The sequence below is a fragment of the Neobacillus sp. DZ-9 genome, from assembly GCF_059587065.1.
In genome coordinates, this window is the sequence record NZ_JCAIOL010000003.1 from 543,676 (window position 1) to 559,832 (window position 16,157).

General features: G+C 38.3%; 15 protein-coding genes and 1 pseudogene. 3 read left to right on the forward strand and 13 right to left on the reverse strand.

What is annotated here, in order from left to right:
* Positions 1 to 174: 174 nt before the first annotated feature.
* The 4 genes from AC59HZ_RS11055 to AC59HZ_RS11070 form a co-directional block, all read right to left on the reverse strand.
* Positions 175 to 1,140, reverse strand: coding sequence for an NAD(P)H-dependent flavin oxidoreductase (locus AC59HZ_RS11055; protein ID WP_496545844.1), 966 nt, complete (start codon positions 1,138 to 1,140; stop codon positions 175 to 177).
* A gap of 25 nt (positions 1,141 to 1,165) precedes the next feature.
* Positions 1,166 to 1,879, reverse strand: a complete 714-nt coding sequence (locus AC59HZ_RS11060) for a metallophosphoesterase (protein ID WP_496545845.1) — start codon at positions 1,877 to 1,879, stop codon at positions 1,166 to 1,168.
* Positions 1,880 to 2,077: 198 nt separating this feature from the next.
* The gene (locus AC59HZ_RS11065) at positions 2,078 to 2,602 is read right to left on the reverse strand and encodes a methylated-DNA--[protein]-cysteine S-methyltransferase (RefSeq protein ID WP_496545846.1); all 525 of its coding nucleotides are present in this window, start codon (positions 2,600 to 2,602) and stop codon (positions 2,078 to 2,080) included.
* A complete protein-coding gene (locus tag AC59HZ_RS11070; RefSeq protein ID WP_496545847.1) occupies positions 2,599 to 3,189 on the reverse strand; it encodes a bifunctional transcriptional activator/DNA repair enzyme AdaA in 591 nt (196 codons plus the stop codon). Before AC59HZ_RS11070 ends, AC59HZ_RS11065 begins: the two co-directional genes overlap by 4 nt.
* Before the next feature lie 179 nt (positions 3,190 to 3,368).
* Between AC59HZ_RS11070 and AC59HZ_RS11075 the strand changes: the two genes are divergently transcribed.
* The gene (locus AC59HZ_RS11075; RefSeq protein WP_496545848.1) at positions 3,369 to 4,307 is read left to right on the forward strand and encodes a DNA-3-methyladenine glycosylase 2; all 939 of its coding nucleotides are present in this window, start codon (positions 3,369 to 3,371) and stop codon (positions 4,305 to 4,307) included.
* A gap of 81 nt (positions 4,308 to 4,388) precedes the next feature.
* Here the strand turns inward: AC59HZ_RS11075 and AC59HZ_RS11080 are convergent.
* From AC59HZ_RS11080 to AC59HZ_RS11090, 3 genes and pseudogenes are all read right to left on the reverse strand, one after another.
* Positions 4,389 to 4,523 (reverse strand): annotated as a pseudogene (locus AC59HZ_RS11080) (carboxylesterase); the annotation flags it as partial.
* A gap of 12 nt (positions 4,524 to 4,535) precedes the next feature.
* The gene (locus AC59HZ_RS11085; protein WP_496545849.1) at positions 4,536 to 5,504 is read right to left on the reverse strand and encodes a ring-cleaving dioxygenase; all 969 of its coding nucleotides are present in this window, start codon (positions 5,502 to 5,504) and stop codon (positions 4,536 to 4,538) included.
* A 95-nt stretch (positions 5,505 to 5,599) separates the two neighbouring features.
* A complete protein-coding gene (locus AC59HZ_RS11090) occupies positions 5,600 to 5,998 on the reverse strand; it encodes a DoxX family protein (protein ID WP_496545850.1) in 399 nt (132 codons plus the stop codon).
* Between the two features lie 467 nt (positions 5,999 to 6,465).
* Here AC59HZ_RS11090 and AC59HZ_RS11095 point away from each other — a divergent pair, with 467 nt between their 5' ends.
* Complete coding sequence (locus AC59HZ_RS11095) at positions 6,466 to 7,158, forward strand: hypothetical protein (protein WP_496545851.1); 693 nt, start codon at positions 6,466 to 6,468, stop codon at positions 7,156 to 7,158.
* A gap of 219 nt (positions 7,159 to 7,377) precedes the next feature.
* Here the strand turns inward: AC59HZ_RS11095 and AC59HZ_RS11100 are convergent, their stop codons facing one another.
* From AC59HZ_RS11100 to AC59HZ_RS11120, 5 genes are all read right to left on the reverse strand, one after another.
* Positions 7,378 to 8,208: a DUF4405 domain-containing protein gene (locus AC59HZ_RS11100; RefSeq protein ID WP_496545852.1), complete on the reverse strand. Its 831-nt coding sequence runs from the start codon at positions 8,206 to 8,208 to the stop codon at positions 7,378 to 7,380.
* A 448-nt stretch (positions 8,209 to 8,656) separates the two neighbouring features.
* Positions 8,657 to 9,829: a sulfite reductase subunit alpha gene (locus tag AC59HZ_RS11105; protein WP_496545853.1), complete on the reverse strand. Its 1,173-nt coding sequence runs from the start codon at positions 9,827 to 9,829 to the stop codon at positions 8,657 to 8,659.
* 305 nt (positions 9,830 to 10,134) lie between these two features.
* Positions 10,135 to 10,989, reverse strand: a complete 855-nt coding sequence (locus AC59HZ_RS11110) for a Cof-type HAD-IIB family hydrolase (RefSeq protein ID WP_496545854.1) — start codon at positions 10,987 to 10,989, stop codon at positions 10,135 to 10,137.
* Between the two features lie 407 nt (positions 10,990 to 11,396).
* Positions 11,397 to 12,248 carry an aldo/keto reductase gene (locus AC59HZ_RS11115; protein WP_496545855.1) on the reverse strand — a complete coding sequence of 284 codons (852 nt, stop codon included), beginning with the start codon at positions 12,246 to 12,248 and terminating at the stop codon, positions 11,397 to 11,399.
* Between the two features lie 33 nt (positions 12,249 to 12,281).
* Positions 12,282 to 13,265: an aldo/keto reductase gene (locus AC59HZ_RS11120; protein ID WP_496545856.1), complete on the reverse strand. Its 984-nt coding sequence runs from the start codon at positions 13,263 to 13,265 to the stop codon at positions 12,282 to 12,284.
* Between the two features lie 196 nt (positions 13,266 to 13,461).
* On the opposite strand from AC59HZ_RS11120, the gene AC59HZ_RS11125 reads away from it, so the two are divergent.
* Positions 13,462 to 14,379: an AraC family transcriptional regulator gene (locus AC59HZ_RS11125; RefSeq protein ID WP_496545857.1), complete on the forward strand. Its 918-nt coding sequence runs from the start codon at positions 13,462 to 13,464 to the stop codon at positions 14,377 to 14,379.
* Positions 14,380 to 14,659: 280 nt separating this feature from the next.
* Here AC59HZ_RS11125 and AC59HZ_RS11130 read toward each other — a convergent pair whose 3' ends face one another.
* Positions 14,660 to 15,208 (reverse strand): hypothetical protein, encoded by a 549-nt coding sequence (locus tag AC59HZ_RS11130; RefSeq protein ID WP_496545858.1) that lies wholly within the window; start codon positions 15,206 to 15,208, stop codon positions 14,660 to 14,662.
* Between the last annotated feature and the right edge of the window lie 949 nt (positions 15,209 to 16,157).

Genomic DNA, 16,157 nt, shown 5'->3' on the forward strand with positions numbered 1-16,157 from the left:
CCAAGCCTCAGCGTTGCTTCTCCTTGTTCAAGAATATTTCAGATTCCATGTAAAAAGGATTGGCGGTAGAAATCGCCAATCCTTTTATCTTTCACCACAATATAAAAATTGAATTCTTTATATAATTGTTCAACATCGGGAAACAATTGGAGGTGCCTTTTTTGCGAGAATTGTTCATCCGATATGAACGATTCTCTCTTTTGCAGCCAAATACTCTTGATATAGCTTGTCAACGAATTCTCCTGCACCAGTGACCTCATTAATAACTCCGATTCCCTGACCAGATCCCCAGATTTCCTTCCATGCCTTCGGCTTCGATGATCCATCCGAAAAATTCATCTTAGTTGGATCGCTTTCTGGAAGTGCATCAGGATCCAACCCAGCATTCCGGATGGATGGAGCCAGATAGTTTCCATGAACACCTGTAAACAAATTACTATAAATAATATCGTCAGATGTAGAATCAACGATTGCCTGCTTATATTCTTCAACAGCATTCGCTTCATGGGTCGCAATGAAAGGCGATCCGATATAGGCAAAATCGGCCCCTAGCGCTTGGGCTGCTAATACCGCATTACCATTGGCAATCGATCCGGACAATGCAAGCGGACCGTTGAACCATTGGCGGATTTCTTGAATCAATGCAAACGGGCTCTTCACACCAGCATGACCACCAGCACCGGCAGCAACAGCAATCAACCCATCTGCCCCTTTTTCAAAGGCCTTGTGCGCAAACTTGTTATTGATCACATCATGCATTACAATTCCACCGTAACTATGTATGGCTGCATTAACATCCTCACGAGCCCCTAGGGAAGTAATAATGATCGGAACTTTATACTTCTTACACAATTCTACGTCATGCTCAAGCCGATCATTGGACTTGTGCACGATTTGATTAATCGCGAACGGGGCAGCAGGACGATCCGGATTTTGGGCGTTGTGCGCTGCCAACTCTTCTGTGATTTCTGCCAGCCATTCATCGAGCATGGACGCAGGCCTAGCATTTAGTGCAGGCATAGAGCCAACAATTCCTGCCTTACACTGTGCAATGACTAGTTTCGGATTACTAATGATAAAAAGCGGCGCGCCGATTACGGGAATACGCAACCCTTTCAGTATTGATGGTAAATTTGACATGTCCACTTTGCCTCCATTTGATAATTTATTTTCTTAATACTGATGCTGTACTGAACTGACTATCGTTTATGATTAATGCATTTAGCTGTCCTCCGAAGGCACACCCTCCATCGATGCCGATTACTTGGTTCGGACCAAAATATACATTATTATGATTATGTAATCTTCTAGTTGGTGTATGACCGAAAATGATCGTTTCAAAACCTTTATACTCATAAATAAATTCATCACGAAGATTGAGGAACTCAACTTTCGTCGTTTCTTCCAATCCTTTTTTCGGATTAATTCCCGCGTGAACAAAAATCAATTCTGACTCCTTTTTATATAATGGTAGCGATTGTAAGAAGGAAATTTGTTTACGAAAACAATTCAAAATGGTTTTTCTTATTTCATTTTCTTTTATTTGGTCATGCAGCAATTGGGAATATTCAACACTGTCCATCCCAAGTCTTTGTAGGCAGCTATTAATCGTAGCCATCCCGCCAATTCTGCCATAATAAAAAATAATTTCTTTATCATCCAGCCATCGTAAAAATAAATCGTCATGATTGCCTAGTAATGCTGATGCACCTTGGCCGCACCAATCAATTACTTTATCTAATACCCCTAGACTATCTGGTCCGGAATCAATATAGTCTCCTAGAAAAATAACTTCTTCCGGTTGAGCGTTTGTCTTGTCCAAAAGTTGATCAAGCTCTGCCGCACATCCATGAATATCAGAAATTACGATTTTCCTCATTTTTCACCTCTCTTACATGACTAATTTTTTGATAATTAAGGGCAAATCACAAATTATGCTTGATTATTATTTCAACATAATAGGCGTTAATTCCTCTGAATTTTCTAATTTTTATTAAAGAATCGATGTTTCCACTATGTTAGGGACCTTAGTAAAAAAATAAAGATGAGGCATATTGGCCTCATCAATGCTTAATATCTATTGAGATCCTTGCCGCTCCAAATCAAGGAGTTGCGTCTTCATCTCTAATCCGCCGCGGTATCCGGTCAATGAGCCATTTTTTCCGACAACACGGTGGCACGGCACGGTAATTAACACCGGATTAGCACCAATAGCCGCGCCAACTGCTCGAACAGCGGCTGGTTTATGGATATAGTTCGCAATGTCAGAATAGGATTTTGTCTCTCCAAACGGAATTTCACAAAGTGCGTTCCAAACAGCGACTTGGAACTCTGTACCCTGATAATCAAACGGGACAGAGAAATTCTTTCGTTTCCCCTCAAAATATTCTATAAGTTCGGCTGCATAAGGCTCAAGCTTCTTCCCATCTTCCATGAGAGGGCTGCCAGGAAATCGTTTTTCTGCCCAAACTGACAATTCCTCAAACGGTTTGTTCTGTGAGCCAACGTAACAAAGTCCCTTCTCTGTAGCCGCTATATTAAAAATCCAATCATTAAATTTAAGCAGTGACCAATATATGGGTGTCTTTTTTTGTGTCTTCATTTATTCAAACCCTCCGACTTATTATGACATTGTCGATACTGAGCAGGAGTATATCCGATCATCTTTTTAAATAAGGTTATAAAATAAGGGATATTAGGTACCCCTACCGCCTTTCCAATATCCGCAATTGGCACATCATTCTGAAGCAATAAATTTTTCGCTGTATTTATTCTGATTTGCTGGATATACTCGACAGGAGTAATGCCGGTAATCCTTTTAAAAGTCCGATGCAAATGATATGGGCTTCCGTGACTCATTTCAGCCAGTTTTTCTAACGTCAGCTTTTCAGGATAATTCTTATCAATATAGGCTGTAATGAGCGCAACCCAATCGTTATCAGGTAATCGCTCATTTGTGGGCTTGCATCGTTTACAAGGACGGAAATGGGCCGATAGTGCTTCTTCAGCGTTTTGAAAAATCCGGACATTTTCCTTTTTAGGAATGCGCGATTTGCATGAAGGCTTACAGAAAACCCCTGTGGTCTTAACAGCATAGAAGAATTGATGATTATACGCTGCATCATTGTTGATAATGGCCTGCCACTTTTCATCGGTCATCATTTCATCGCTTAAACCCTCATGTTTCATTTGACCACCTCTACTTTTATTATAGGTCCAGAGTCAATATTCTTAAATAACTCCACCAGCGTTTTGGTAATATCAATATAACTCGAATTTAATAAAAAAAAAGCATATTCAAATATAAAGGCAAGATAATGAAATTAATTTTTGTGATAATGAAAGAAAAAGATGTGGGGGATTAGATTGTGTCCGATAGACAAAATACATTGAACTATTTTCAAGAAAACAACGGAAATATCACCATTGATTTACCAAAAGATTTTGATATAAAAGCAAATCTCGGCTATTTAGAACGGAACAAAAATGAAGTTATGTTTGAAGTCGAAAATGAAATCATCACCAGGGTGATTGCTGTTGGTGAAACCCGAGTCTTAGTACAAATCCACGTAAATGAATGCAATCAGATGATCGTGCAGTTATTAAATGACCCAGGACCTTTTAGGCAGTCCGAGCGAGCGGCGGTTCTCAATTTTATTCGTGAATGGTTTGACCTTGATCGCGATTTAACACCATTTTACGAAATCGCTAAAGCAGACCCGCTGCTTAAGTGGCCAGTCCAAAAATTTTACGGATTAAGATTAATCGGCGTTCCCGATTTATTCGAGGCACTTTGCTGGGGTGTATTAGGACAGCAGATAAACTTAACATTCGCCTACACCTTAAAAAGACAATTTGTTGAAAAATTTGGTGATTCAATCGAGTGGAATAGCAAGAAATTTTGGGTATTTCCTTCCTACAATCGAATTGCCCAGTTAACTCCAGCAGACCTGGCCGATATTAAAATGACATTGAAAAAAAGTGAATATATTATTGGCATTGCGCAATTGATGGCCAGATCAGAACTATCAAAAGAAAAATTATTGAGAATAGATAGCCTTAAAGAAGCAGAGAAGAGTTTAATCAAGATTCGCGGAATTGGCCCATGGACAGCGAATTATGTCTTAATGCGCTGCTTGCATTTTACTAATGCATTTCCGATTGATGATGTCGGACTGCATAATGCTATCAAACATCTTAATGGTTCGGAGAGAAAGCCTGCGAAGGATGAGCTCATAGCGTATGAATCAAAATGGGAGTATTGGCAAGCCTATGCCACCTTTTATTTATGGCGGGTTCTTTATTAAAATTATTTCGTTTAAATTTAGGTTCTCAAAAACGCACTGGCGGAAATTTCACCAGTGCGTTTACTTGATTATTAAAATTTTTTACTTCAATTGAATCCCTTTATACCAACTCGCAGCAGCCTCCACTTCTTCTAATGTTAATTGATGCCCTCTATTTTCCCAATGAAGTTCGACATCTGCATTTGCCCTTTCTAATAACGATTGGAGTTCTGCCGAAATTCTAATCGTTCAAATCAGGTCTAGAGGCCGTAAGTTTTCTTCAATTTCTTTTCGACGAGTCTCTAAAAATGGCGGTAATGATAACTTTTGACCCATTGTTTCCATAGGTTCATCTGCAGCAAACCCTGGTGTATCGGTTGATAGTTCAAACAAAATACCATTTGGCTCTCTGAAATATAACGCTTTAAAATAATACCGCTCTACCTTTCCTGAATTTGGTAAACGGTTATTCTTTATGTGCTGTGCCCATTGATCGTATTCTTCCTCATTCGGAACCCGAAAAGCAACATGATGGACTCCTCCACGGCCTAACCGAGCTCTTGGCAAATCGGGCCTTGTTTCAATATGAACTTCTGCCCCGCTGCCTCCTTCTCCAGTTGCATAAACCAAGATTTCAGGGAAATCCCCTTCAAGAGAAGGATAAGAACTGACAAAACGAAAACCCATGACCTCAGTAAGGACTCCAATCGTTGGTTCGGAAATTCCAACCGTAAGTGTTACAGGCCCTAGACCTATAATGGCATGTTCCGTTGGAATATCATCCCGCAGCCAAGGAATACCGCCTCTTACACCTTTTTCACCGTTATCTGCAACGAGCATTAATCGAGTTCCATCAAAGTCTCTAAAAGCTAAAGTATCACGTTGAGCTCTTTTTTCAATTTCACCATGTTCAATTCCATAGTGGCTAAACCGATCCTTCCAAAATTCTAGTGAATTTGTACTTTTAACTCTCAACGATACAGTAGAAATTTCAGAAGTTCCTCTGTATGAATTTCCAAGTCCAGGGATATCAAAAAAGGTAATTTCCGTACCAGGTGTTCCTTCTGCGTCAGCATAGAATAGATGATAAGACTTTGTATCATCTTGATTGACTGTTTTTTTCACCAGTCTCATTCCTAAAATTTTCGTATAGAATTCATAATTTTTTTCAGCTTTCCCAGTCATAATTGATACATGATGTAATCCTAATAGTTCCATGTTTTTCACTCCTCTTTGATTCTTATTGTAATTTTCCGCTAAAATTTGGTTTATATATAAATATTTTAAATTAAAAATTCCCTAATTCGAGACATTTAGATTAAAAAAGCATCTAGAGCATATTGACCAGGTCCTATTAATACTACACCAATAGCAACTGCGAGCAATGTAAGGTTATATTCATATCCATTTGCTGTTGCCCATAATCCGTTAGGAGCGTGCACCTTCACGATTGCCATTACCATGGTTCCTGCTATCAGGATTCCTGCAACAGGGGTTAAGAGTCCTAAAGCAAACAGGATTCCACCAATCAATTCTGCTAGTCCTGCAAATAGAGCCATGGTTACTCCTGGTTTCATGCCAATGGATTCAAACCAGCCTCCTGTCCCTTTTAGACCATGTCCGCCAAACCAGCCAAACAATTTTTGAGCACCGTGACCCACGAATAACACACCAACTACTAAACGAATAATTAATAAACCAATATTTATCATCTAAAAATCCTCCTAATTGTTTTTATCTCGAATTCGAGATATATATTTAAAAAATTTTAACGTTTTTCTTAATTTTTTTTCAATAATAAAAAGTAAAGGAAATTTGTGCAATTACTTTTCATTTATGACACCTCCGAAAAACGCTTTTAATTAAAGTATCTTGAATCTGAGATAATCATAATACGAATAATCCTTTGTGTCAATACATATCGATTGATTTTATTACAATTCCTAGAAATTGATGAATGGACTGAAACTCTGTTGAAACGACAAAAAACTTTCCAATTTTTGTTTTTCGATAATGGAATTGCTCATAAATACTCAACAAAAGGAAATATCCATCGGATTTCATAAGAAAGTGACGATGAAAACTCAGCATACTTTGAAAGGAAAGTAAAAAACAATATTGAATTTATAATCCTATAAGGGGAATTACCCTATTACAAAATCGGAAAGGTTGTGAGTTTATGAGACTTCTGAATGTAGAGCCTAAGAAAAACTTTAGCTACATCTTCGTTCAATTTCCAGGAATGAACATGAATGTCCCAATGCTCTCGAACGATGAGGGAAAGGCGGTGAATAAGGATGTTGCTTTATGTGTCCAATTAACTAGCAAAGGAAAGGTTTCCGATCTATATCTCGTTCGCACCCAAAGTATTAGACCTTTTGACTTTGAAGAAATTGGAGCAAAAGCAATCTTTCGAGTCATCAAGCAAAAAGAAATCTCTCCAGACTCACAAACGAACAAACCCGAAGAATTCGTCACGTTTATTACAGATGAAGTAAAGGTTGTCAAGAAGAAATCAAAGACAGGCTATCACTTCGTCTTAGTATTAAAGAAACGTGAAATCGGTATTGTCGCTTCGATTGAAGAAGAAGTCCTGCAACCAGAGAAGATTTCAACGCAGCTTAATGAGAAAGTGGAAATGCATAATATGGAACGCACTGTTAATAAGAAAAATACGGCTGTCTTCAAAAGGAGAACCAAAAAGAAGATTTCCTTGGGAGGCAGTGTCTTTCAGTCTGATGTAGTCCTAGGACAAATCCGAATTCACTTGGAGGGCGTAAAAAGAAAAGTTAGGGTATTTTCTCCTGCCGCATTAGATTTCATCGGTCCAGGTGATCAGAACCGTACTATTTTAATTATGAGGAGGTGTTGATAAGTATTATCCATTATGGAATAAAAACTTCATATTATTAAAAATATCGAACCACAAGGATTAATAGGATAATCCTTCTCGATAAAATATAAATGAGAAAAAATTAGGAAAGGAAAAAATAAGTGGAAAATTTTATATAGAGACTTAACCAAGGGGTTAAGTCTTTTTTCTTTAAATGAATATTAACAAAAAGCCCGCTCAACATTAAGCGGGCTTTTATTATAAGGTTTGAGGACGAAGCTTTGATTCTCGTTTTTTCCTTAATATTCGTTTTTCTATATAATAGGTAGGAATGATGATAGCTGCCCAAATTGCAAAATAGTTAAGGACGACGAGAAATGGATTGCTGCCGCCGCCATGTCCCTCTTTTCCATGGAATTTTCCTTCACGGAAATCTCCGCTAGGCGGTGCTTGATTTGTATTCGTTGTATTACCTTGGTTCGCTGTGTCCCCATTATTAGTTGCCTGCTCTCTTTGCTGCATTTGTTTCGGCATGAATTCACCTTTGCTTGGAGTTGCAGTTGAGGCAAACCATTGAATACCACCTGCCAAAAAAGCTAGTGATAGAAAAACAGATGCAAAAACACCCTTCCTAAGTTTTCCGTCCTTCGATTTAAACGCTTTTTTACAAATACTCATGATCCATTGCCAATGTACCCCAACATGTAGACCCACTAAAGCAAGTGTTGCATCAGCAGAAAAACCGTGTAGTTCACGGACCGTATGATTTCCTTCAATAGCGAGACTTGGGAATACTACCCTAGAAATAAGTATCCCTGTTACAATGACAGCAGCCATCGAAATTAAAAGGAGGAGATTCAACAAGTAACTAAATCGCGTTTTATTTGGGAGTTTTGGGTCCAGTATTTTTTTGGTTGTATTGATTACCCACTGATAGTTCAATCCGATGTGGACAAGGATTGCTACTCCTATAACCAGACCTGCTATTTCATGAAACGGTAAACCGTCTAATACTCTTGGATTCATTAGCAGCACAAACGTAATGGCCATCAACAAATCAAGGACAATTTTTGTATAATTCTTTTTCACAGTAATTCCCCCGAAATAAAATAGTAACCTTTAACTGTTTCCCATTTTAATTGGATAACCTTAAGATAACCTTAAAATCAAGATGAATTTTTGGGTAAAAAAGTGAAAAAGGTAACGTAGAAAATGAAGTTATGTGACTGAAATCGGGGTCAAATGAGGATTTGGGTAACGTAGGAGCGCTCTATGTGACTGTAAACGGAATCAATTATGATTTTGGGTAACATACAAAGGGTCTACGTGACAGAAATCGGAATCACAAGTGGATATGGGTAACGTAAAAGCTCTCTATGTGACTGTTAACGGATTCAAAAGTAAATTTGGGTAACGTAGAAGGAAATGCAACGACTTTCTCTAACCCCTGCCCTCCAATCATCGTAAAATAAGAGTGACTTCATTGGCCGCTATATGCGGAAATGAAGTCACTCTTATTGAAAATACTTAATTATATTTAATACACATCACGCTGGTAGCGCCCTTGCTCTTTCATATCATCCAGATAAGCTTGGGCTTCTTCACGAGTCATGCTTCCTTCCTTTTCTATTACGGTAAGAAGTGCCTCGTGGACGTCTTTCGCCATATATTGCTTATCTCCACAAACGAAGAAGTAAGCTCCATTTTCCAGCCATGCATACAATTCCTTACTGTTTTCAAGCATTTTATGCTGAACATATACCTTCTGTTCAGCATCACGAGAGAACGCAGTGTCTACTCTTGTCAATACTTCATCTTTTTGATACTTCTCTAACTCATCTTGATAAAGGAAATCTGACGCCGCATGCTGGTCTCCAAAAAACAGCCATGATCTGCCATCAGCTTTATTCACAGCACGTTCTTCGATAAAGGAACGGAATGGGGCAATGCCGGTACCAGGACCTACCATAATGATATCCTTCTCTTGGGATGCTGGGAGATGGAAGTGTTTATTTGGCTGAACAAATACTGGGAGCGTATCCCCTTCTTGAACACGTTCTGCAACTAAAACTGAACATACCCCTTTTCGCTCACGGCCGTGTGTCGAGTAACGAACTGCACCAATCGTTAAATGCACTTCACCAGGATGAGCGGCAATGCTGCTGGCAATGGAATAAAGACGCGGGGTCATTTTTCTTAAAAGCGAAACAAACTCTTGTGCTGTAGCTTTCCATGGACCGAAATCACGGAACATATCAAGCAGATCACGTCCATTAGTATATTCTTTCAACTGATTTGCATTTTCTATTAGCACAAGCTTTTTTAACTCATCATTATCTGTAAATTCCGCTGCCTGCTGCAGGATTTTTTTCGATAATAGTGTAATTTCAAAATAAGTTGTCAAAGCTTCTTTTAACGGTAGTGTTTCACCCTGTTTATTAATGATTACCACTGTTTCTTCATCCCACGCCATCTCGTCTATTAGAGAGGCCACCAATTCTGGGTCATTGGCCGGAATAATACCAAGTGCATCACCTGGGACATAAGAAAGGCCTGACCCCTCTAATGATAGCTCAATATGACGCGTTTCTTTACTAGAACCTGCTCCATTTAAATTTACATTGTTGAGCACTTTCGCTTTAAATGGATTTGTTCTTGAAAATGGTGTTGCTGCCGTTTTATCTTTTATGGTTTCTAAAGTAAGTTGCATAATCTTCACCTCAAAAAGTTTGCATTATAAAATTTTGATTGATTACCATTTACATTTTTGTTCGGGCCCCATTTGATAATTAAATTGTACTAAATGGGCATCCATCAACAGTATCTAATACATTTTCTAATAAAACAACTATTATATTCAATTTTCCAATAAAAACTATCATTTTTATTTTACACTAAAATTTTTTATTTAAGTGTGCCATACATCACGAATTACTTCTCATCATAAAAAAAAAACAGAGCCAGCGACAAGAATCGCTGGCTCTAATCCAAATTTGATAGGGCTGGTGAAATCTTTTAATCTTTCAAAATGTATTTATCAATCGCGTAGGCAACTCCATGTTCATCATTGGTTAAAGTAACGAGATCACTTTGTTTTTTCACTTCGTCTTCGGCATTCCCCATTGCAATTGATAAACCTGCAGCTTTGAACATGGGAATATCGTTTTTTTCATCGCCAATCGCAACAGTATTTTCTAATGGAATCTGAAAATGACGAGCCATTGTTTTGAGACCATTCCCTTTATTACCATTAATATGTGTAACTTCAAGATTAAATGGGGAAGAAGAAGTAACATACGTTTCTTCAATCGATTCTAAAATCGTATGCAACCGCTGTTTCTGTTCTGGATAAAGTCCTAAAATGAGGAATTTTTGTACATCAGATTCTTCGTTAATAATCTCCTCAAGCTGATTAAAAAATGGCTGTCCGTAAACAGGTGGAGGAGTTGTATACATTTTATAATCCTTATGTGTGTAGTATTCCTTTGGTACACGACCTGATGTTAGTACGTTCTCAAATCGTTCCAACCAATCTTTATGTGCATACGTACATTTGGCTGTACCAATTTTATATGGCATCGATTCTTTTTCCAGTTCTAAGACAATTCTTTGACTTTGGGATAATGTCAATGAAATTATCTCAATCAATTTGCCATCAGCATACAATTCTGATCCGTTATTTCCGCCGACTGGGCAATCTAAACCGTATTTAGCAAGTTCTGCATGAACCGATATCGCTGATCTTCCCGATAATGCCATGACGATATGCCCTTGTTGCTGTGCCTTTTTAATTACCCTTATGTTTTCTTCACTAATTTCTTTTCTTGAATTGAGTGTTGTCCCGTCCAAATCAACTGCAATTAGTTTCATATGATTGCTCTCCTCTGCAAAAATTTTAATGATAGGCTCTGTTAAACGTTGTTGTTGATTTGCGCTCCAGGCGCTTCGCTTTCCGCGGGCGTGCCGGGGAGGCTCCTCGGCGCTTTGGCGCCTGCGGGGTCTCCCCTGCCCCGTACTCCCGCAGGAGTCTTCGCGCCTTCCGCTCCAATCAACAGTGTAAATAAGAAGCAATGGACTTTTACATAGCCATAAAAAAAGAAAAACCTAAACCACTAAAATTGCAAACGAAAAAATTGCTGATTTTAGCGATTTAGGTTTTGCCTAAATGAGCAGTAACAATCCAATTAAGGTTTTGCCTGCGACAATAGTAACAATCCTGCATCTACTTGATTCAATTATATTAATGATAATCATTAAATTGCTAATTTGTTTTAGTTTTAAATATCTAATTTACGGGTACCAATCCATTTTACCATTTCAGGATCTCTATGTGAAAAGAACAAGCTCTCCTTCGTATCTAACGTAGCAATCTTCTCCATATCCTCAGTGCTTAGTTCAAAGTCAAAGATATTGAAGTTTTCGATGATTCTTTCCTTCCGAACAGACTTTGGAATGGCAACGACTTCTTTTTGGGTCAGCCAGCGTAATATCACTTGCGCAACTGATTTATTATGTTTTTCAGATATTGATACTAATATTTCATTCTGAAACATGTTATTTCGTCCTTCAGCAAATGGGCCCCAGGACTCTATTTGAACGGTGTTCTCTTTCATAAATTTAGCACTTTCAAATTGCTGGTTGAAAGGATGTGTTTCAACCTGGTTAACAGCAGGAATCACTTCATTATGAATGATTAAATCGATCAACCGGTCAGGATGAAAATTACTCACTCCAATAGCCTTGATTTTACCTTCACGATACAATTCCTCCATTGCACGCCAAGTTCCATAAATATCGCCATATGGTTGATGAATTAAATACAAATCCAAATAATCCAATTGGAGTCTCTCCAGAGATTTAGCGAAGGCTTTCTTCGTGCTTTCATAACCAGTATCCTGAACCCAAAGTTTTGTGGTAATAAAAAGTTCTTCTCTTGACACACCACTTCGTTTGATGGCTCTGCCAACTGCTTCTTCGTTTAGATAAGAAGCTGCTGTATCAATCAGACGATAACCTGCCATAATAGCATCATAAACGCTTTGTTCACATTCTTTTGCATCTTGAATTTGATAAACACCGAAGCCTAGAATAGGCATCTCAACACCATTGTTCAAAATTACTTTTTGCATCTGAAATCCTCCATTTTTTATGTCAAATGGCTATTATTTTCCCACTCTATTTGCGAATTCTGCTGGATAGCGGTCTCCCAAAATTTCGATCTTCGAGAGTGCTTCATTTACATCACTTAGTTCCTTAGGAGTCAGCGCAACTTCCACTGAACCAAGATTTTCTTCCAGACGCTCCAATTTGCGAGTGCCTGGAATTGGAACGATCCATGGCTTCTGGGCAAGCACCCATGCAAGGGCGATTTGAGTGGGCGATGCGTCCTTTACTGCAGCAATGTTCTTGATCAATTCGACCAATACCTGGTTCGCTTCGAGATTCTCCGGCTTAAAGCGAGGTACAATACTGCGGAAATCGGAGTTACCGAATGTAGCATTTTTATCAATTTTTCCGGTTAGGAATCCTTTTCCTAATGGGCTGAATGGAACGAAGCCAATCCCCAGTTCTTCGAGCGCAGGCAGCAGTTCTTCTTCAGGACTTCTCCACATCATGGAGTATTCACTTTGAATCGCTGTAAGCGGCTGAACTGCGTGTGCACGGCGTATCGTTGCCACTCCCGCCTCAGAAAGTCCCCAATGTTTTACCTTACCTTCCTTGATTAGGTCTTGAACTGCTCCGGCTACTTCCTCAATCGGAGCATTTGGGTCGACACGATGTTGATAGTACAAGTCAATGGTATCCACTTTAAGGCGTTTGAGCGAGCCTTCGACTGATTGCCTAATGCGCTCCGGATTGCTGTCAAGCACCTGTTTGCCATTTTCCATTTGGATACCGAATTTTGTGGCGATGATCACCTTTCCCTTTAATGGGGCTAAAGCTTCCCCTACTAGCTCCTCATTCACATATGGACCATAAACTTCGGCGGTATCGAAGAAATTCACACCACGATCAAACGCCTTATGGATTAGAGAAATCATTTCTCTCTTATCTGAAGCTGGGCCGTAACCATGACTCATCCCCATACAACCGAGCCCTATTGCAGAAACTTCTAATCCACTTTTCCCCAATTTGCGTTTTTGCATTAATTTTCTTCCTTTCATTTTTATTTTCAGTTGTTTTTCATTTGTTCTTTCTACTCACTTATTATCTAACAAATAAAAACGTAATCGGTATCTCATTCGTCGCAAAAGATTGCCTAATCCTCTCATAACCACTTACGCTTTAAATAAAGAGGCATTATAATAGGAACATCAATGATGATGAACAAAGGAGGATTGTATGTCTTATCAAATAAACAAACAGCAGGATGAACTTGCTAAACTCATTGAGCGATATTCAGGCTGGGATGGTGTTCATACTACCGATATTCCATCTTTATTTTTCATTCGTGAGTCTAATGTTACCGAACCAATTTACAGAGTATACAAACCTTCCCTTTGCATTGTGGTTCAAGGTGTGAAGGAAGTATCTCTGGCACAGGAACGCTTTAGGTACAGTCCATCCGATTACCTGGTAGCATCCGTTGACTTGCCAGTTAGCGGCCAAGTAATAGAAGCTTCCACCGACATTCCTTATTTGGCTCTTAAGCTGGAATTTACACCAAGTCAAATCTTAGAGGTTTTAAGTGATTCCGAAATTCGGGTTGGCCCGAAAGAAAGTGCAAAACGAGGAATGTTTGTCAGCAAGATTGAACCATCTTTGTTGGACGCAGTAAACAGATTAGCTTTGTTACTAGAAAATCCTAAAGAAATTCCGGTACTTGCTCCTCTTTTCAAAAAAGAAATTCTCTATAGGGTTCTGCAGGGGAAGCATGGATCTATCCTGGAGCAAATAGCAATAGAAGGAAGCTCTACTTTTCAAATTAGTGATGCTATACAACATATCCTGGATAACTATGATAGGTCTTTTCGCATTGAGGAGCTTGCGGAAATCGCGAACATGAGTGTTTCGTCACTTCATAGACACTTTAAAGAAGTAACCGCCATGAGCCCGATACAGTTCCAAAAACAACTGAGGCTGCAGGAAGCCCGTCGCTTGTTATTATCCGAGTCAACAGATGCCGCTGATGTTGCATTCCGGGTGGGCTATGAAAGTCCATCGCAATTCAGCCGAGAGTATTCCCGTATGTTTGGTCTTCCACCTATTGAGGATATCAAGCGTATTAGGGAGAAATATGACGATAAGATAAATGCATGAATCCCTGCTCTTATGGTACAAGACCAATTTCATTTTTTTATGCTATGATTGGCGATTTCTATAAAAAAAGACCAAATGTACCTATAACTGTTTTCGTTTCCTATCGCAAAACGTAAATTTACAACAAAAAAGGTAAAGTAAAATGTCTATTCATTTGCCCCGCTTTTGCGGTGTTTTTGTTTATAAAAAATAGCCTATTCTCTAATGAACTAGGCTATACACTCATTTCACCTGAAAATAGACTATTTATCAAACTCAAATACGGTTTATAACACGTTGGCTATAAAAAAGAGTGAATTAAAAATAGAATTGCAAAAGCAACACCAGACCGCAAATGCCACTTCCGGTCCATCCTTTGATATCGAAATATTCCCGATATAGGAACTGGAAGCAGGACTAGCAAGGAAAGTAATCCACTTATATTATTAAAATCAATTTTGAAACCGTGCATAAAGACAGCTACCGTATGCAAGATAATTAAAGCGATGGCGATAATCGCAGCTGGAGTATGCCATCTTCGGGTAAGACGGAGTAAAGTGGATAACCACTTCTTCACCTTGCTTTGACCTTTCAGCATACGAAGCCTAATAACACGAAGAAGCACATAATAAGCAAGTACAAAAAATAAGGCAATTCTTGCATTGGAGCCAAAAGCTTTAAATGTATGTTCGAACTGCCTGCTGTGCAGAGTGGTTAATGAAAGCTGTAATAGTCCCTTGAGTTCCCAAAGCATCATCGAAGCAGCGACAATAATCGTAACGATTACCCATATTCGTTCCTTTTTAGGAATCCAACCTTGTTTTTTGACCTTGATTTCCCGTGTATTCATTGTTCTATCCTCCTATAAATAAGAGTAGTGTTTGCACTACATTTCTGCATTTTTAAATTAAAAAACAACTTTTAGATTCTTAACTTGGTCATTGTCACCGAAACCCCATCTTCTTCTTAAGTACCCGATAGATTAAATAAAATACTTCACATCGTTTAATTAATTCTAAGAACCCTACATTCGGTTTGATCACTTCGTTGTTCAAATAAACTAAATATGACATATAAATGCCTTCATTTTTTTATAAAACAAACCACTTAAAGTTAAAATAACCTTCAATTTTATATAAATACAATGTAGCACGATAAATGAATGCATTTTCTATATTAATGAATTCTTCATTAAAAATTAATTGAAAAAATAGGTTAATACGAAAAAAGGGTTGCCGTAGCAATCAATACTAAACTCAATCCCCTGTTAGCTTAAGTAGTGCTTTATAATGGAAAATGAAGAGTGGCTACCAATTGTTTGTGCTCCTTACATTGTTTGAAATGGGAAGTGCTCTTACGAAGCGTTAGAAGGGCTTCTTAAAGGTGTAACAGAAAAGGCGATTCTAGTGAAATTTGCTTTATCTCTAACTTTGTGAAGTATTGTAGTTGGATTAATTGTGCATTAACATGATTCTTTCTGAGAGCAAAACTTGATGAAAGGAAAGGAAATTTCTATAATCAAAATAATCACGCTTAAATACTACGAGTTTTATAGGTTTATAACTATTGATTCATCATTTATTATTAATTAAAAGGTTTCATTTTCTTACAAAAAATCGAGAGGAGAATTTTATGACAGAAACAAGACCAAAAAAATCTTCCTCAAAAAAGAAGAGTAAGATAACACTTTTTCTCGACAATTTGAATTTCTTTCGTTTACTTAAGGTAATCTTTCTTATTTTCCTATCCCTGCTAATTGTCTATCTCTATTATTTGCATACAAAAGGAACTTTCATTTC